This is a genomic window from Roseovarius sp. MBR-154, from assembly GCF_053628595.1.
In genome coordinates this window covers 596,680-613,539 of sequence record NZ_JBRJGR010000001.1, presented here as the reverse complement: position 1 = coordinate 613,539, position 16,860 = coordinate 596,680, and the positions used below count along the sequence as shown (strand labels likewise).

Sequence of the window (16,860 nt, the reverse complement as noted above, 5' to 3'; positions counted from 1 at the left end):
TCAGGCACCATCCTTTTTTTCGTGGCCGAACGTCGTCGGCTCGGCAAGGAACGACACGATCCGATCCGCCACGACATCGGGCTTTTCTTCCATGACCCAATGCGCGGCACCGGCGATCCATTCGAGCCTGGAACCGCCCATGACCCGCTCGGTATCGTTGTCCTCGGGTGGAAACTGCGCAGGAACGGGTTTGTTCCTTCAGATATCTCGCGTCATCGCGACACGCCGAACCGGATCAGACAGACCGGGATCGGGATCGACAGGAGTTCGGCCCCGCCACGTCAAACCGCATGCGAGGTTCCCGGCTCATAGCCGATGACCACCGCGCCGAGGATCATGTCGATCACATGCTCCTTCAGCCGGTCCTGCCGGTCGGGCGCGAACAGCGTCTCGCCGAAGGAAGTCGAGAAGGTCGCCCGGTTCGAGACGTTGTAAAAGCTGGGCGCGCTGATCATCCAGTGCAGTTCCAGCGGATCGGCACTGTCGCGGAAAAGGCCCTGCGCCTTGCCCCGCGCGCAGACATCCGCCAATTTGTCGATGATCGACCGGTTGAGGCGCGGGATGATATCCGAACGGCGCAGATAATCGGCATTGTGGATGTTCTCGATCATCACCAGCCGGATGAAGTGGGGCGTTGCGGCATGCGCCTCGAACGTCGCCTTGACCAGAAGCGCCAGACCCTCCACCGGGCCGAGATTCTCGACCTTGAGCCGGTCCTCGTTCTCGCGCAGCGTCGAATAGACCCGCTCCAGCACGGCCTGATAAAGCCCCTCTTTGTCGCCGAAATAATAGTAGATCATCCGCTTGGAGGTCGAGGTATTGCGGGCGATCTCGTTGATATTGGCCCCAGAAAGACCATGCGCCGCAAACTCCTGCGTCGCGATGGTCAGGATGTTCTCCTTGACCGCCTCGGGGTCTTTCTTCCACGAGGTCTTCCGTTTCTTCGCCGGATTCTCTGCGCCGCCATCCATCGCCTGACCTCTTGCCGTCGCCTGATTCTGCCCCCTTGAATAGCATAAAATTAACTCCGGGGTACATTAACGTTGACAAGTTAACCCCCCGGTACAAAAAAGTGAGGTGATCAGCGATGCGAGGAGCGAATCGCTGACCGGAACACACCAAGGGAGGACAGGAATGTCTCGCAAACTGATTGGCGCACTCGTGGCGCTTGGCCTGGGCGCCACCATGGCCACCGCGCAGAATTACCCCAGCAAGGAAATCCAGGGCATCATCCAATGGGGCGCGGGCGGCTCGACCGACACGGTCATGCGCTCGGTCACACCCCATGCCGAGGATGCGCTTGGCGGCACGGTCGTCATGCAGAACATGACCGGGGCGGTGGGGGCCATCGCGCTGAACCATGTCGCAAACGCGCCCGCCGACGGCTACACCCTGCTGATGGGCGCGGAAAACCCGATGCTCTACAAGATCATGGGTCTGGGCGACAAGGATTACTCGGAATTCGTGCCGATCAACATCCTGGCCCGGGGCACGCCGATTCTGGTGGCCAACAACGAGGCCCCGTTCGACGACTATGTCGGCATGATGGCCTATATCGCCGAGAACCCCGGCGAATTGCGCATCGGTTCCACCGGACCGGGCGGCGTGCCATCGGTGGTCACCGCGATGATGAACACGGTCGAGGGCGAGCTTGACGTGATCGCCGTCCCCTATGATGGCGACGGCCCGGCGCTGACCGCGCTTCAGGGTGGGGCGATCGACGTGATGCCTGCGGTTCTGGGGGCCGCCATCGAAGGCATTCGCGCAGGCACGATGAAGCCGCTGGCGCTGTTCGATACCGCGCCGAGCGCCAAGCTGCCCGAGGTGCCTGCGGTCACCTCGTTCAACGAAGGCTATGCCACCTACCTGCCCTGGGGCCCGTTCTTTGGTGTTTTCGTTCCCAAGGGCACGCCGGATGACGTGGTGGCCAAGCTGAGCGCAGCCTATGCCAAGGGTGCGGAGCACCCCGATTTCGTGAGCCTGATGGACAGCCGAGGCTTTACCATGATGGCGATCAGCGGCGACGAGGCCGAGGCGTTTCTGACCAAATGGCAGCAGGGCACCGCGTGGCTCCTGCACGATGCCGGTCTGACCAAGGCATCGCCGGAAGAGTTCGGCATCGCCCGTCCGGGCGAATAACGCCTCCTGTCTGACGATTGCGGGTCTTCGGACCCTGTGAACATGGCGCCGCCCGCGCCGACGAAAGGCTGGGCGGCGCTTTGCGTTCCGGGAGAGGAGCCCGGGATGAACCTTGAGGGAGGAGAGCATCATGGACCCGGAATTCAGAGGCGACAGCGATCATCACGATGGCACATCGGATGCGACGCCCGGCGGCTACAGCGAACAGCGCAGGCCCGGCGAACTGGGCTTTGCGCTGGCACTGACCGCAGCGAGCCTCTACCTGCTTTACAGCGCCTATGGCATCTCGGGCTTTACCGCCCTGTCGGGCCCCGGCGCGATCCCGATGGCCACCACCTTTGTGATGGTCGTGGCGGCGGGCCTCGTTGCGCTGCGCTCATGGCGGCTGCCACGGATCACCACCGAGACGCTCGGCCGCGATATCCTGCCGCCGATGGTGATCCTCTTCATCGGGTTTCTGATCGTCTTTAGCCTGCTTCTGAAACCGCTCGGCTTCGTGCCGACCGCCGCACTTTTCCTGACGATTGCGATCAAGGTGCTGGCTCGCCGGGGCTGGGGCTATACGCTGGCGGTGGCGCTTGGCTCGTTGATCCTGATCTGGATCGTGTTCCGGGTGGTGTTCACCGTGCTCTTGCCCGCCGGTATCCTGCCCGAGGCTGAATTCATCCAGTTTTTCCGCGACCTTCTCTCCGGAGGGGCGTCGTGATGGACACGCTGCTTGCCATTCTGACGGTCTTTTCGCATCCCGACCTGCTGCTGCTTGTGGGCCTGGGCACCTTCGCCGGCATCTATATCGGCGCGATCCCCGGTCTGTCGGTGACGATGGCGGTGTCGATCCTGATTTCATTCACCTTTTCCTGGGATGTCTACCCGGCGATTTCGCTGATGGTGGGCATCTACATGGGCGGCGTCTATGGCGGGTCGCGCACCGCGATCCTGCTCAACATCCCCGGCGCGCCCTCGGCCATTGCCACGGCAATGGATGGCTATCCGATGGCGCAGCGCGGCGAAGCGGGACAGGCCATCGGCGTGACCACCGTGATGTCGTTCTTTGGCGGGCTGGTCGGCATTCTGGTGCTGGCGCTCGCGGCGCCCTTCGTGGCGGATTTTGCGCTCACCTTCCAGCCGCGCGATTACATGCTGCTGGCGGTGCTGGGCATCCTGCTGGTCGGCTCGCTCTCCACCGGTTCGCTGGTCAAGGGCATCTTTGCGGGTGCCTTGGGCATTGCCATCGGGGCCGTGGGCCGCGACCCGCTGACCTTTGCCGAGCGGTTCACCTTCGATCTGCAACTGATGGAGGGCGGAATTTCCTTCATCGCCGTGATGATCGGTATGTTCGGCGTGTCCGAGGCGCTGTTGCAGCTCCGAAACGTCGACAAGACCGCCGTGCGCCAAAAGATCACCAAAATCGTGCCCTCCTTTGGCGTGATCCGCAAATACCTGCCGCTCTCGCTGCAAACCTCGACCATCGGCGTGATCATCGGCGCGCTGCCCGGCACCGGCGGCGATATCGCGGCCCTCATGGCCTATGACCACGCCAAGCGCGTGACCAAAAACCCCAAGGTGCCCTTTGGCAAGGGCGCGATGGAGGGGCTCGTCGCACCTGAAACCGCAAACAACGCCGCCGTGGGCGGGGCCTTCATCCCGATGATGACGCTGGGCATCCCCGGCGATGCGGTCACCGCCATCATGATCGGCGCGCTTTTCATCCACGGGCTCAACCCCGGCCCGATGCTGATGGTGGATCAGCCCGATATGTTCTGGTTCATCGTCGGCGCGCTCTTCATGGCCAATATCTTCATGCTGATCTTCGGCCTCACCGGCATCCGCATCTTTACCAAGATCGTGGAAATGCCGCGCTCCGTCATCATCCCGCTCATTCTCTTGCTGTCCATCGTCGGGGCCTATGCGGTCAACAACTCGATTTCCGATGTCTACTGGATGCTGGGCTTTGGCGTCTTTGGATACTTCATGCGCCACTACGGCTATCCACTTGGCCCCGTCATCCTCGGGGTGATCCTGTCGCGCCTGCTCGATGACAACTGGCGCCGCGCCATCATCTCGGAACGCGAGGACCTTGGCCGCTTCTTCGAAGGCATCCTGACCAGCCCCCTCTCCTTCACCCTTTTCGCGGCGGTGATCCTGATCTTCGTCAGCCAGACACCGCTCTGGACCGCGCTGAAAACCCGCCTCTTCCGAAAGGCATCCCAATGACCGCGACCATCACCCGCACTGTGAAACTTGGCCTCATCGGCGACAATATCACCCGCTCGAAATCCCCCCGGCTGCATGTCACCGCCGGGCAGCTTACGGGCCTCAACGTGACCTATGACCGCCTCATTCCCCGCGACCTGCACCTCACCTTTGACGAGGTGTTCGATCAGGCGCAGGCAACCGGCTATCGCGGCCTCAACATCACCTACCCTTACAAGGAACTCGTGACCCGCCGCGTCACTGTCTCCGACCCGCTGGTGCGCGCCATCGGCGCGGTCAATACCGTGGTCTTTGACGCGGACGGCCCGCAGGGGTTCAACACCGACTACACCGGCTTCAAGCGCGCCTATCGCGCAGGTCTGGGCACCGCCAATCCCGGCACCGTCTGCCTGATCGGCACGGGCGGCGTGGGCAAGGCGGTGGCCTTCGGCCTCATCGGCCTCAACGCCACCGCCATCCGCTGCGTCGATCTGGATGCCGCCAAGGCCGAGGCACTGGCCTCTAGCCTGCGCGCCCTTGGCACCGCCACGCGGATCGAGGTCTCGACCGATCCCATCGCCGCCGCCAATGGGGCCGATGGCCTTATCAACTGCACGCCTCTCGGGATGGTCGGCATCGGTGGTACCCCCCTGCCCCCCTCCGCCATGGCTGGGGCCAACTGGGCCTTTGACGCGGTCTACACCCCTGTCGATACCCAATTCCTGCAAGATGCCACCGCCGCCGGGCTGCACATCATCTCGGGCTACGAGCTTTTCTTTGGTCAGGGCGTCGATGCCTGGGCGATCTTCACCGACACGCCGCTCAACGAGCCTGCCCTGCGCGCCGCCATCGAAGGGGATGCCCCATGAAAACCTCCATCGCCACCGTTTCCGTCTCCGGCAGCCTGCCCGAGAAACTCGAGGCCATCGCCGCCGCAGGCTTTGACGGCATCGAAATCTTCGAGCAGGATTTCATCGCCCATGACGGGACCCCCCGCGAGGTGGGCGAGATGATCCGCTCCATGGGGCTTGAGATCACCCTGTTCCAACCCTTCCGCGATTTCGAAGGTCTGCCCGCCCCCCTGCGCGCCAAGGCGTTCGACCGGGCAGAGCGCAAATTCGACCTGATGCAGGAACTCGGGACCGTCCTCATTCTGGTCTGCTCCTCCTGCCATCCGCAATCACTGGGCGGCATAGACCGCGCCGCCGAGGATTTTCACGAACTCGGAGAACGCGCGGCAAAACGCGGCCTGCGCGTGGGCTTCGAGGCGCTCGCCTGGGGCCGCCATGTCAACGATCACCGCGACGCCTGGGAAATCGTGCGCCGCGCCGATCACGCCAATGTCGGCCTCATCCTCGACAGCTTTCACACGCTCTCGCGCGGCATCGACCCCGACACCATCCGCCGCATCCCCGGCGACAAGATCTTTTTTGTCCAACTCGCCGACGCCCCCCGCATCGACATGGACCTGCTCTATTGGTCCCGCCACTTCCGCAACATGCCCGGCGAGGGCGATCTTGACGTGACCGGCTTCACGCAGGCGGTCGTTGCCACCGGCTACGCGGGCCCCATCTCGCTCGAAATCTTCAACGACCAGTTTCGCGGCGGCAGCACCCGCACCGTGGCCGAAGACGGCTATCGCTCGCTCACGGCCCTCCTTGACGATGTGCGCAGACGGGAACCCGACACCGCCCTGAACCTGCCCGCAATGCCCGCCCGTGCACAGGTCAAGGGCGTGTCCTTCGTCGAATTCGCCACGCGCGGGGATGAGGCGACAGCGCTCGAGTCGCTCCTGCAAACCTTGGGCTTCACCCCTGCGGGCCGCCATATCTCGAAACAGCTCTCGCTCTGGACCCAAGGTGACATCCGCATCGTCGTGAACCGCGAAACCTCAGGTTACGCCAGCAGCGCCTATACGATGCACGGCACCACCGTCTGCGATGTGGGCCTCAGCGTAAACGACGCCCCCGCCACCGTCACCCGCGCCACGGGCCTTGGCGCGCATCCCTTCTCACAGCCGCTTGGCCCCGGCGAATTGGACATTCCCGCCATCCGTGGCCTCAGCGGCAGCGTGCTGCATTTCATCGACGACAAAAGCGGGCTGAGCGATGTCTGGTCGGTTGAATTCACCCCCGACCAGCCCGCCCAAACCGGCGCGGGCCTCACCCGCATCGACCATCTGGCCCAAACCATGAGCTATGATCAGATGCTTTCGTGGTCACTGTTTTACACCACGCTCTTTGACATGAGCAAATCCCCCATGGTCGATGTGGTCGATCCCGATGGCCTTGTGCGCTCTCAGGCGTTGGAAACCCCGGATGGTGCCTTCCGCATCACGCTCAACGGCGCGGAAACCCACCGCACCATGGCGGGCAATTTCCTCGCCGACAGCTTTGGCGCGTCGGTCCAGCATATCGCACTGGCCACAGACGATATCTTTGCCACCGCAAGCGCCCTCACCACACGCGGCTTTGAACCTCTGCCCATGTCGCCCAATTACTACGCCGATCTCGCCGCGCGCTTCGATCTCGCGCCCGACCTTCTGGCGCGGCTCGAGGCGGGCAATATCCTCTATGACGAGGATGCAGCAGGCGCGTTCTACCAGCTCTATTCGCGCCCCTACGCAGGCGGCATGTTCCTCGAAATCCTAGAGCGCACGGGCGGCTATCAGGGCTACGGCGCGCCCAACGCCCCCTTCCGCATCGCCGCCCAGAAACGCCTCATGCGTCACAAGGGGATACCGAAACGATGACCGACAGACATGCCAAAGGCATGGCCGTGCGCCGCCGTCCTTGCCGCTGCCCAGGACCTCAGCGACAGGATCACGCCAGATCCGACAATGACGCCATGAACGTCGAGAACAGCTCACCCTGCGAGCTGACGCGCAGCTTGGCATAGATGTTGCGGCGGTGAATGCGCACCGTGCCGGGGGTGATGCCGAGCGCGCGGCCCGTCGCATCGGCGGAATGGCCCTTGAGGACATATTCCACCACCTCGGCCTCGCGCGGGGTGAGCAGGTTGCGCCCGAAACTCTGAAAGGCATCCTCGATCAGTTGCGGCAGGCGCGGCCCGTTGCCTGCCGGTTGCGACGAGAACTGCCCGATCAGGCCGCCCCACTGCTTTTGTGCGATGGCCGCGACGAACGGCAATAGCGCTTCCAGATCGCGGAACTCGCGGGCCGAGAACACCTTGTGCGCGCGCATGGCGGAGATCACCACGCTGACCTCGTCGCCGACATCGACGACAAAGCCTATTTCTTCGGCAAGGCCGGTCTGCACGTAGTAATTGCGGAAATATTCAGCCTGATAGAATCGGTCCGGCGCGAGATCGCGCAAGCGCGCCAGCCTCGCCTTGGCCGGGCGTTGCGAATGCAGGTAGAACGGATCCAGAAGGTACGGACCCGCCTGGTAGTCGTCGACCATGACCGTGCGCTTGGTGGCGGGGAAATCGTCAAACAGATCAATAGGTTTCAGGTCGCGGTGATAGGCGAAGATCACCGTGAACTCGAACGGAACGATGACCCGCAGGGCGTCGGTGAGCGCGACGGCGAAACCCGGCTTGCCCAGGTTCGAAACGGTGCGCGCGCTGGCCGCAACCCAATCCGAAAGCTGCGATTTCGTGGTCATCTATGCCCTTTATGATATATACAACATATCCGGCATTTCGTAGCATTTTCCCTGATAGCGGTATAGCCCCCCTGGGGCCGATAAATGCAGGACATGTTGTGCTGGACGCATATGCAGGGATGGGAGTAGACATGCGGGCCTCCTCGGAAACGGATGCAGATCGGGGCGCGCGCGCCGCGTATGTCGCGGAGTTCGTGAATGTTTCCAAGCGCTTCGGGCCGGTGCTGGCGGCGGATCGGTTGAACCTCGGGATCAGGCGGGGCGAGTTTCTGTCCTTCCTCGGCCCCTCGGGCTGCGGCAAGACGACGGCGCTGCGCATGCTTGCCGGGTTCGAGGCACCGAGCGAGGGCCGGGTCCGCATCGACGGATCCGACATGAGCGCGGTGCCGTCCTACCGCCGCCCGGTCAACATGGTGTTCCAGCAATATGCGCTCTTTCCGCATATGAGCGTGTCGCAGAACGTGGGCTATGGCCTGCGCCAACGCCGCCCGCGCATGGCCAAGCCCGAGATCGCGCAGCGCGTCGCCAAGGCGCTCGACACCGTGCGGCTGGGAGAGTTCGGCGCGCGCCGGGTCTGGGAATTGTCGGGGGGCCAGCAACAGCGCGTGGCGCTGGCGCGCGCGATCATCAACGAACCCAAGATCCTGCTTCTGGACGAGCCGATGGCCGCGCTCGATGCCAAGCTGCGCGGCGAGATGCAGCGCGAGTTGCTCGATCTTCAGCGCAGCCTCGGGATCACCTTCGTGCTGGTCACCCACGATCAGGAGGAGGCGCTGTCGATGTCCGACCGGATCTGCATCATGGGCAACGGGCGGATCGCGCAGGTCGGCAGCCCGCAGGATCTCTATGACCGGCCGCGCAACCGCTATGTCGCGGATTTCGTCGGCAAGGCGAATATCCTGTCCGGCGAGGTCGTCGCGCGCGGCGAGGGGCGGGCCAAGGTCGCTCTGGCCTCGGGCATGCAGGTGCTGGTGTCGGACGAGAGCCCGGATGCCCGCCGACAGGTCGAGATCGTCGTGCGCCCCGAGGCGCTGGGCCTGGGCACCACGGCAGAGACCGGGGGTGCCGCGCTCCGGGCGCGCATCACGCATCACACCTTTCTGGGCGATCATACCGAATACCTGCTGGAGGCCGAGGAGATCGGACCGGTGCAGGTGAACCTGCCGAGACAAGCCGAAAGAGCGTCGGGCGGGCATGGGGTGGGCGATGAGGTCCACATCCTGTGGGCGGCGGATACGGGCCGTATCCTCGCCACCGAAGACTGACAGAACATGAACCTGAACAATCCAACAAGGGAACACGATCATGACCAAGGACAATACGCTGATCACCCGGCAGAAATTCATCGAACACCTGCGCAGCTATGAAAAAGGCTCGATCTCGCGTCGGCATTTTCTCGGCGCGACCGGCCTCGGCACCGCGATGGCGGTGATGGGCGGGGCCCTGCCGGGGCTGATGCCCGGCCGGGCGCGGGCGCAGGATCTGGGCGACCGGGTGGTTCTGGCCACCTGGCCCAACTATCACGACACGGCGAATTTCGACAGTTTCACCGACGCGACCGGGGTTTACAGCCAGGTCAACGTCTTTGGCTCGAACGAGGAAATGCTGGCCAAGCTGCAAGCGGGCGGATCGGGCTGGGATGTCTTCGTGCCGACCAACTATGCCATCTCCACCTATGTCAAAGCGGATCTGATAGAGCCGCTCGACCTGTCGAAACTGCCGAATTACGATCCCGCGGCTTTCGATCAACGGTTTGCCGATGCGGGCACGATCGACGGCACCGTCTATGCCGTGCCCAAGAACTGGGGCACCACGGGCATCGCCTTCAACTCCGCCAAGACCGGCGGCGTCGTGGATAGCTGGAAAACCTTCTTCGACGGCGCGCGCGATCAGTTCGACGGACGGGTGATGGTGCATGACTATCAGCTCACCACCATCGGCAATGCGCTGGTCTATTTCGGGCACAGCTTCAACTCGGTCGACGAGGCGGAACTGGCGGATGCCGAAAAGCTGCTGATCGACGTCAAGCCGCATCTCTTCGCGATCTCCTCGGATTATCAGCCGTCGATGCGCAATGGCGATGCCTGGCTGACGATGTGCTGGACCGGCGATGGCAAGCAGATGAACAGCGACATGCCCGAGATCGGTTTCGCGCTGGGCAAAGAGGGCGGCGAGATCTGGTCGGATTACTATGCCATCCCCAAGGACGCGCCGCATCGCGAGGCGGCCTATGCGCTGATCAACTATCTGCTCGATCCGCAGGTGAACGCGCGCGAGGCCTTGGCGCATGGCTATCCGGTGGCCGATGCCCGCACCAACGCGCTCCTGCCCGAGGATCTGCTGAGCGATCCGATCCTCTATCCTGCCGCCGAAGTTCTGAGCCCGCTGGAATTTGGCGCGGCGGTCACGCTGACCGATCCGAACCGGGCCGAACTGATGGCGCGGTTCAAGTCGGCCTGAGGCAGAGGGACGGACGATGGCCATGGCACACACCCGGGCGCGCGCGCTGCTCCTGACGCCTGCGGGCCTGTGGTATGCGGCGCTTTTGTTGTTCCCTCTGGCCGTCGTCCTGATCTTTTCCTTCGGCGAGCGCAATCCGATCGGCGGCTATGCGCCGGGCTTCACGCTCGCGCAATATGCCAACCTTCCGGCACGCTTCGCCGCCTTTCGCAACACGCTGACGCTGGCACCGCTGGGCACCATCGCGGCGCTGCTCATCGCCTATCCGCTTGCTTATTACCTGGCACTACGGGTGTCACCGCGCTGGAAGACGACGCTGCTTATTCTGGTGATCGTGCCGTTCTGGACCTCGATCCTGATCCGCTCCTATGCGTGGATTTACCTTTTGGGCGGCAATGGCATTCCGGCCCTGCTCGAGGCGTTCGGCTTGGGCGATATCCGGCTGATCAACACGCCCTTTGCGGTGCTGGTGGGCATTGTCTACGGCTATCTGCCGCTGATGGTCTTTCCGATCTACGTGGCGCTCGAAAAGCTCGACAAGAGCCTGCTGGAGGCCGCCTCGGACCTGGGCACGCCACCCTGGCGCAGCTTTCTGCAGATCACCCTGCCGCTCTCGATGCCGGGGGTTCTGACCGGCTCGATGCTGGTCTTCATCCTGCTGACCGGGGAATTCCTGATCCCGGCCATTCTGGGGGGTGGCAAGGTGTTCTTTGTCGGCAACGCATTGGTCGATCTGTTCCTGCAGTCGCGCAACTGGGCGTTCGGCTCTGCGGTGGCGGTGGCGCTGATCGTGATCATGCTGATCGTCGTGGCGCTCTATACGCGGGCGGTCAAACGCTTCGGGGCCAGCCGCGACGATGTCGGGCTGATGTGAGGATGCCATGAGATTTTACGCGGTCGCCGTCTACGGCTTTCTTTACCTGCCCATTGCGATCATCGCGCTGTTCTCGTTCTCGGCGGGGCGGAGCGCCAGCTCGATGCAGGGGTTTTCGACCGAATGGTACGGGCGCGCGCTCAACAATCCCTTCGTGATGGAGGCGCTCTGGACCTCGCTGAAGGTGGCGTTCTTCTCGGCGGTTCTGGCCACGGTTGCGGGCACCATGGCGGCGCTGGCACTGACCGGCATGAAGGGGCGGTTGCGCGCGGTCTTCGATGTCCTGGTGATGATTGCGGTGATGATTCCGGGCGTCGTGATCGGGATCGCCGCGCTGATCGCGCTGGTCACGGTGTTCGATCTCGTCAATCCATGGGTCGAGAGCCTGACCGGGCGGCAAGTCTCGCTCGGCCTCGGGTCGCTGATCGGGTTGCACGGCATGTTCACCATGTCGCTCGTGGTGCTTTTGGTGCGCGGGCGGCTGGAGAGTTTTGACCGCGCCCAGATCGAGGCGTCGAACGATCTCGGGGCCAGCCCTTTGGGGACCTTCCTGCAAGTGACCCTGCCACAGATCGCGCCGGCCATTCTGGCGGGGTTTCTGCTGGCCTTCACCTTCAGCTTTGACGATTTCATCATGGCGTTTTTCGTGGCCGGGTCGGAGACGACGCTGCCGATCTACATTTTCTCGTCCATCCGCCGTGGCGTGACGCCCGAGATCAATGCCATCGGCACCATGGTCATGGCGGCCTCGCTCACGCTGCTGATCGTCGCGCAGGTCCTGCTGCGGCCGGGTCAGTCACGGACGAAAGGGTAAACCGGGGTGCAGGAGACAGCCATGCTCAAGGATCGTATCGCGCTGGTCACGGCGGCCGGATCGGGGATCGGCAGGGCGGGCGCCTGCGCCATGGCCCGCGACGGGGCCACGGTGATCGTCACCGATCTGGATGGCGCCCTCGCAAAGGAGACGCTGGCGCAGATCGAGGCCGCAGGCGGACAGGGCGCGGCCTTTGCGCTCGATGTGACGGATGACGCGGCCTGCCGGGCGGCGGTCGACCGGGTGCTCGCGAATCATGGACGTCTCGACATCCTGCACAGCCACGCCGGCATCCAGATCCCCGGACGGCTCGAGGACATCAGCGCCGACCAGATGGATGCGGCCTGGGCGCTCAACGTGCGGGCGCATTTCGTGCTGGCGCAGGCGGTGATCGCGCCGATGCGGGCACAGGGCGGCGGATCGGTGATCGTGACCGCGTCGAATTCGGGCTGTCAGTATGATCGCGGCATGATCTCCTACGCCACCACCAAGCATGCCGCCGTCGCGATGGTCAAACAGATGGCGGCGGATTACGCGCCCGAGAACATCCGCGTCAACGCGCTCTGCCCCGGCTTCGTCGACACGCCCTTCAATGCCGGGTTCGAGACCCAGATGGGCGGGCGGGCGGCGCTCGAATCCTATGTCGCGGGCTCGATCCCGATGGGCCGTTGGGCCAGCGTCGAGGAGATCGCCGAGGGCATCGTCTATCTGGCCTCGGACCGGTCGAGTTTCGTCACCGGGCTGGCGCTGGTCATCGACGGGGGCGAGCGGCTCTGATGATCCGTCAGGCGCCTGAATGGTCTTGTTGATGGCCCGAAGACCCGCGCCGCACGGCGTTCCACCGCCGGTCACACGCACATCCCGTAAACGTGACCGTGGAAAACGCCGGTGCCGCCGTCCTGTGTCCTGCCCGCTCGCGGCCCACCGGGTGCGTCCGTAGCGATCTGGAAAATAAATGAAAATCAGATCGTTATATTTTTTTGAACGGGATTGCCCGATGGCGGTACCGCCCCCCTTGGTCCGCTGCCGACAAGAACGCCCAACGGTGAACTGTCTTTCGATCCATCGCATCTCTCTATAGAGTCGGGCCGAGGCGAAACTCTGCCATCCAGACGCCGCCCCATCCCGTGTCGCGAGCGTAAAAGAGTATATCGTGATGAAGCGCAGACAGGTCATGATCCTTGCAACCGCCACCGCACTGACCAGCGCGGCCCCGCATCCAGCGCATGCCGATGCCACGATCCTCACGCTCAACGATCTCAGCAGCGGCACCACGACAGGGTTCAGCGATGCCGATCTCGCCGCCCTGCCGCAGCAAAGCTTTGATACCGGCACGATCTGGACCGATGCGGTACGAACCTTCGCGGGCCCCTCCCTGCATGCGATTCTTGCGGCAGCGGGCACCGAACCGGCGCGCCTGCGGATCCATGCGATCAACGAGTACAGTGTCGAGTTTCCCGCCGACAAGATCACCCGGACCACCCCGATTCTGGCCAACCGGGTCGATGGCAAACGCTTTTCGGTGCGCGAAAAGGGCCCGCTCTGGGTGATGTTCCCCTTCGACCAGAACCCGGAATTCCAGAGCGAGGAAATCTTCGCGCTGAGCGTCTGGCAGGTCAACCGGATCGACATTCTGGCAGACTGACCGTGGCCCGACTCTCGCCCTCCGGCGGGACGGCGGATCGGCTGCGCAGCCCGCGCGGAATCAAGATGCCGCGCAGCGCCCACGCGCCTCCCCTTGTCTCGACACCATCCGACTCGAAACCGGAACAAAACGTGAATACAATGCAACCCTGTCTGCCACGCCCTCCGAGTCGCACCCCCACATGCCCTTTGCCGAACTCTCTGCCCTCTCGAATTTCACCTTCCTCACCGGGGCCGTCCATCCCGAGGAGTATATCGAGCGTGCCGCCACGCTCGGCCTCTCGGGCGTGGCCATCGCCGATGAGAACTCCGTCGCGGGCATCGTGCGCGCCCATGCCCGCGCGCGCGAGATCGCCCGGCAGGTGCGCGAACGCCAGAGACAGGAGGCGCGCGACGGGATGATCGGCCCATCCGCGCCCTGGCCCACCACCCCGCACTGGGCCGCCACCCCCCGGCTCATTCCCGCCGCCCGGCTGGTACTGCGCGACGGGCTGACGCTCACCGCCCTGCCCCGCGACCGGCAGGGCTGGGCCAGCCTCTGCCGCCTGCTCACCCTCGGGCGGCGGCGCGCGGCCAAGGGCGGCTGCGAACTGCATCTCGCGGATCTGCTGGCGGGGGCGGCTGGCCTCGCGCTGCTGCTGCATCCCGGCGCGGGCCGGGACTGGTTCAGGCACGCGCAGCACCTGACAGAGCGCTTCGGTGCTCACATGCACCTGCTGCTGCGCCCGCATTATGACGGGCGCGACCGGGCACGCTTTGACCGCCTGACCCAACAGGCCGCCCGGCTGGGCCTGCCCACCCTTGCCGCCGCCTGCCCGATCCTGCACCGCGCGCAGCGCCGCCGCCTTGCCGATGTCCTCAGCGCCATCCGGCTGGGCGTGACGGTGGACCGGCTGGGCCGCCACGCCCTGCCCAATGCCGAAGCGCGCCTGCGCTCCGAAGCCGAGATGCGCCGCCTCTTCACCGGTCATGAGGCGGCGGTCGACCGCGCCGCCAGCCTCGCCAGGCGGCTCACCTTCTCGCTCGACGAATTGCGCTACGAATACCCCAGCGAGGTCGCTGCGAACGAGACCCCGACCCAGAGATTGCGGCGGCTGGCCGAGGCGGGGCTCGACTGGCGCTATCCGAACGGTGCCTCGGCGCGGGTGCGGGGCCTGATGGAGCATGAGCTGACCCTGATCGCCAAGCTGCGCTACGAGCCTTATTTCCTGACCGTGCGCGACGTGGTGGCCTTTGCCCGCTCACGCGGCATCCTGTGTCAGGGGCGCGGCTCGGCGGCCAATTCGGTGGTCTGCTACTGCCTCGGCGTCACCTCGGTCTCGCCCGAGATCGGCACCATGGTGTTCGAGCGGTTCGTCTCCGAGGCGCGCGACGAGCCGCCCGATATCGACGTCGATTTCGAGCACGAGCGCCGCGAGGAGGTGATCCAGTGGATCTATGAACGCTACGGGCGGCACCGCGCCGGGCTCTGCGCCACGGTGATCCACTACCGCTCCAAACGCGCGATCCGCGAGGTCGGCCGCGCCATGGGCCTCAGCGAAGACATCCTCGGCGCGATGACCTCGCAGATCTGGGGGTATGGCGGCGATGGCAGGCTCAGCCCGGACCGCCTGCGCGAACTGGGCCTCGATGCGAGCGAGCCGCGCCTTGCCCTCACCCTCGATCTGGTGCGCGAGATCATCGGCTTTCCCCGCCATCTCAGCCAGCATGTCGGCGGTTTCATCATCACCGAGGGGCGGCTCGACGAACTGGTGCCGATCGAGAACGCCAGCATGGCCGACCGCACGGTGATCTGCTGGGACAAGGACGATATCGACGCGCTCGGCATCCTCAAGGTCGACGTGCTGGCGCTCGGCATGCTCACCTGCATCCGCAAGGCGTTCGATCTCCTGCACGATCATCGCGGGCAGGCGCATACCCTGGCCACCCTGCCGCCCGAAGACCCCGCCGTCTACGAGATGCTCAGCCGCGCCGACAGCCTGGGTGTCTTTCAGGTCGAAAGCCGCGCGCAGATGAATTTCCTGCCACGCATGCGCCCGCGCTGCTTTTACGATCTGGTGATTCAGGTGGCGATCATCCGCCCCGGGCCGATTCAGGGCGACATGGTGCATCCCTTCATCCGCCGCCGCAACGGCGAGGAGCCGGTCAGCTTTCCCTCCGACGCACTCGGCCGGGTGCTGGGCAAGACCCTCGGCGTGCCGCTCTTTCAGGAACAGGCGATGCAGATCGCCATCATCGGCGCGGGGTTCACCCCCGAAGAGGCCGACCGCCTGCGCCGCTCGCTCGCCACCTTCAAGAAACACGGCAATGTCAGCGAGTTTCGCAACCGCTTTCTGCGCGGCATGCGCGCCAATGGCTATGACATGGTGTTTGCCGAACGCTGTTTCAGCCAGATCGAGGGCTTCGGCAGCTACGGCTTTCCCGAAAGCCACGCCGCCAGCTTTGCCCATCTGGTCTATGCCAGCGCCTGGATCAAGCATCACCACCCGGCGGTCTTTGCCTGCGCGCTGCTGAATTCGCAGCCGATGGGGTTCTACGCCCCCGCCCAGATCGTGCGGGATGCGCGCGAGCATGACGTGACCGTGCGCCCGGTCTGCATCAACGCCTCTTATTGGGACAACACACTGGAGCCCGACCGGCAGGGGCGGCTGGCGCTGCGCCTCGGCTTTCGCCAGGTCAAGGGCGTCGCCCGGGACGAGGCCGACTGGATCGCGGCGGCGCGCGGCAACGGCTATGCCGGACCGCAAGACGTCTGGCGGCGCGCGGGCCTTGCACCTGCGCTGCTGGCGCGTCTGGCCGAGGCCGATGCCTTCGCCGCCCTTGGCCTCACGCGACGCGATGCGCTCTGGCAGGCCAAGGCGCTGCTCAGCCCCGAACCACTGCCGCTCTTCGCCCATGATCTCGATGGCGAGGCGATCCACGAACCGGCGGCGCATCTGCCGAAAATGACCCTCGGCGAAGAGATGGTCGAGGATTACGCCGCCCTGCATCTGAGCCTGCGTGCGCATCCGCTGGCCCTGCTGCGGCCCCTCCTGACCCCGCCCGACAGCTGAGGTCATTGCCAATCCGGATCGTTACGGAAATACTCGGGCCGGAATCCAGATCAACGC

The 16,860-nt window shown here is 64.5% G+C and carries 15 protein-coding genes; 12 read left to right on the top strand and 3 right to left on the bottom strand.

The features are described from left to right. Both ACSSV4_RS02875 and ACSSV4_RS02870 read right to left on the bottom strand, forming a co-directional pair. Nucleotides 1–141, bottom strand: a complete 141-nt coding sequence (locus ACSSV4_RS02875; protein WP_454273278.1) for an alpha/beta fold hydrolase — start codon at nt 139–141, stop codon at nt 1–3. 140 nt (nt 142–281) lie between these two features. Next, entirely contained in the window at nt 282–971 is a 690-nt protein-coding gene (locus ACSSV4_RS02870) for a TetR/AcrR family transcriptional regulator (RefSeq protein WP_454273276.1), read from the bottom strand. Nucleotides 972–1,134: 163 nt separating this feature from the next. Here ACSSV4_RS02870 and ACSSV4_RS02865 point away from each other — a divergent pair, with 163 nt between their 5' ends. From ACSSV4_RS02865 to ACSSV4_RS02845, 5 genes are all read left to right on the top strand, one after another. Then, the gene (locus ACSSV4_RS02865; protein WP_454273275.1) at nt 1,135–2,139 is read left to right on the top strand and encodes a Bug family tripartite tricarboxylate transporter substrate binding protein; all 1,005 of its coding nucleotides are present in this window, start codon (nt 1,135–1,137) and stop codon (nt 2,137–2,139) included. 130 nt (nt 2,140–2,269) lie between these two features. After that, nucleotides 2,270–2,845 (top strand): tripartite tricarboxylate transporter TctB family protein, encoded by a 576-nt coding sequence (locus ACSSV4_RS02860; protein WP_454273273.1) that lies wholly within the window; start codon nt 2,270–2,272, stop codon nt 2,843–2,845. Beyond that, the gene (locus ACSSV4_RS02855; protein WP_454273271.1) at nt 2,845–4,353 is read left to right on the top strand and encodes a tripartite tricarboxylate transporter permease; all 1,509 of its coding nucleotides are present in this window, start codon (nt 2,845–2,847) and stop codon (nt 4,351–4,353) included. Before ACSSV4_RS02860 ends, ACSSV4_RS02855 begins: the two co-directional genes overlap by 1 nt. Then, the gene (locus ACSSV4_RS02850; protein ID WP_454273270.1) at nt 4,350–5,201 is read left to right on the top strand and encodes a shikimate dehydrogenase family protein; all 852 of its coding nucleotides are present in this window, start codon (nt 4,350–4,352) and stop codon (nt 5,199–5,201) included. Before ACSSV4_RS02855 ends, ACSSV4_RS02850 begins: the two co-directional genes overlap by 4 nt. Next, nucleotides 5,198–7,084, top strand: coding sequence for a bifunctional sugar phosphate isomerase/epimerase/4-hydroxyphenylpyruvate dioxygenase family protein (locus tag ACSSV4_RS02845; RefSeq protein WP_454273269.1), 1,887 nt, complete (start codon nt 5,198–5,200; stop codon nt 7,082–7,084). The genes ACSSV4_RS02850 and ACSSV4_RS02845 overlap by 4 nt, the downstream gene beginning before the upstream one ends. Nucleotides 7,085–7,154: 70 nt before the next feature. Here ACSSV4_RS02845 and ACSSV4_RS02840 read toward each other — a convergent pair whose 3' ends face one another. Continuing rightward, nucleotides 7,155–7,958 carry a helix-turn-helix transcriptional regulator gene (locus ACSSV4_RS02840; RefSeq protein ID WP_454273267.1) on the bottom strand — a complete coding sequence of 268 codons (804 nt, stop codon included), beginning with the start codon at nt 7,956–7,958 and terminating at the stop codon, nt 7,155–7,157. A gap of 119 nt (nt 7,959–8,077) precedes the next feature. Between ACSSV4_RS02840 and ACSSV4_RS02835 the strand changes: the two genes are divergently transcribed. The 7 genes from ACSSV4_RS02835 (at nt 8,078) to ACSSV4_RS02805 (ending at nt 16,803) form a co-directional block, all read left to right on the top strand. Continuing rightward, the gene (locus tag ACSSV4_RS02835) at nt 8,078–9,223 is read left to right on the top strand and encodes an ABC transporter ATP-binding protein (RefSeq protein ID WP_454273266.1); all 1,146 of its coding nucleotides are present in this window, start codon (nt 8,078–8,080) and stop codon (nt 9,221–9,223) included. Nucleotides 9,224–9,263: 40 nt separating this feature from the next. Further along, nucleotides 9,264–10,418, top strand: a complete 1,155-nt coding sequence (locus tag ACSSV4_RS02830) for an ABC transporter substrate-binding protein (protein ID WP_454273264.1) — start codon at nt 9,264–9,266, stop codon at nt 10,416–10,418. Between the two features lie 16 nt (nt 10,419–10,434). Beyond that, nucleotides 10,435–11,292, top strand: a complete 858-nt coding sequence (locus ACSSV4_RS02825) for an ABC transporter permease (protein ID WP_454273263.1) — start codon at nt 10,435–10,437, stop codon at nt 11,290–11,292. Between the two features lie 7 nt (nt 11,293–11,299). Continuing rightward, a complete protein-coding gene (locus tag ACSSV4_RS02820; RefSeq protein WP_454273262.1) occupies nt 11,300–12,106 on the top strand; it encodes an ABC transporter permease in 807 nt (268 codons plus the stop codon). Between the two features lie 21 nt (nt 12,107–12,127). Continuing rightward, nucleotides 12,128–12,883 (top strand): SDR family NAD(P)-dependent oxidoreductase, encoded by a 756-nt coding sequence (locus ACSSV4_RS02815; protein ID WP_454273261.1) that lies wholly within the window; start codon nt 12,128–12,130, stop codon nt 12,881–12,883. A gap of 379 nt (nt 12,884–13,262) precedes the next feature. Continuing rightward, entirely contained in the window at nt 13,263–13,751 is a 489-nt protein-coding gene (locus ACSSV4_RS02810; protein ID WP_454273259.1) for an oxidoreductase, read from the top strand. Between the two features lie 181 nt (nt 13,752–13,932). After that, complete coding sequence (locus ACSSV4_RS02805) at nt 13,933–16,803, top strand: error-prone DNA polymerase (protein WP_454273257.1); 2,871 nt, start codon at nt 13,933–13,935, stop codon at nt 16,801–16,803. Nucleotides 16,804–16,860: the final 57 nt, after the last annotated feature.

What these genes read in the sequence shown, in the direction of transcription:
- ACSSV4_RS02865 (WP_454273275.1), top strand. Translation starts at nt 1,135, where the DNA reads ATGTCTCGCAAACTGATTGGCGCACTCGTGGCGCTTGGCCTGGGCGCC.
- ACSSV4_RS02825 (WP_454273263.1), top strand. Translation starts at nt 10,435, where the DNA reads ATGGCCATGGCACACACCCGGGCGCGCGCGCTGCTCCTGACGCCTGCG.
- ACSSV4_RS02860 (WP_454273273.1), top strand. Translation starts at nt 2,270, where the DNA reads ATGGACCCGGAATTCAGAGGCGACAGCGATCATCACGATGGCACATCG.
- ACSSV4_RS02855 (WP_454273271.1), top strand. Translation starts at nt 2,845, where the DNA reads ATGGACACGCTGCTTGCCATTCTGACGGTCTTTTCGCATCCCGACCTG.
- ACSSV4_RS02805 (WP_454273257.1), top strand. Translation starts at nt 13,933, where the DNA reads ATGCCCTTTGCCGAACTCTCTGCCCTCTCGAATTTCACCTTCCTCACC.
- ACSSV4_RS02840 (WP_454273267.1), bottom strand. Translation starts at nt 7,958, where the DNA reads ATGACCACGAAATCGCAGCTTTCGGATTGGGTTGCGGCCAGCGCGCGC.
- ACSSV4_RS02820 (WP_454273262.1), top strand. Translation starts at nt 11,300, where the DNA reads ATGAGATTTTACGCGGTCGCCGTCTACGGCTTTCTTTACCTGCCCATT.
- ACSSV4_RS02850 (WP_454273270.1), top strand. Translation starts at nt 4,350, where the DNA reads ATGACCGCGACCATCACCCGCACTGTGAAACTTGGCCTCATCGGCGAC.
- ACSSV4_RS02875 (WP_454273278.1), bottom strand. Translation starts at nt 141, where the DNA reads ATGGGCGGTTCCAGGCTCGAATGGATCGCCGGTGCCGCGCATTGGGTC.
- ACSSV4_RS02870 (WP_454273276.1), bottom strand. Translation starts at nt 971, where the DNA reads ATGGATGGCGGCGCAGAGAATCCGGCGAAGAAACGGAAGACCTCGTGG.
- ACSSV4_RS02835 (WP_454273266.1), top strand. Translation starts at nt 8,078, where the DNA reads ATGGGAGTAGACATGCGGGCCTCCTCGGAAACGGATGCAGATCGGGGC.
- ACSSV4_RS02845 (WP_454273269.1), top strand. Translation starts at nt 5,198, where the DNA reads ATGAAAACCTCCATCGCCACCGTTTCCGTCTCCGGCAGCCTGCCCGAG.
- ACSSV4_RS02810 (WP_454273259.1), top strand. Translation starts at nt 13,263, where the DNA reads ATGAAGCGCAGACAGGTCATGATCCTTGCAACCGCCACCGCACTGACC.
- ACSSV4_RS02815 (WP_454273261.1), top strand. Translation starts at nt 12,128, where the DNA reads ATGCTCAAGGATCGTATCGCGCTGGTCACGGCGGCCGGATCGGGGATC.
- ACSSV4_RS02830 (WP_454273264.1), top strand. Translation starts at nt 9,264, where the DNA reads ATGACCAAGGACAATACGCTGATCACCCGGCAGAAATTCATCGAACAC.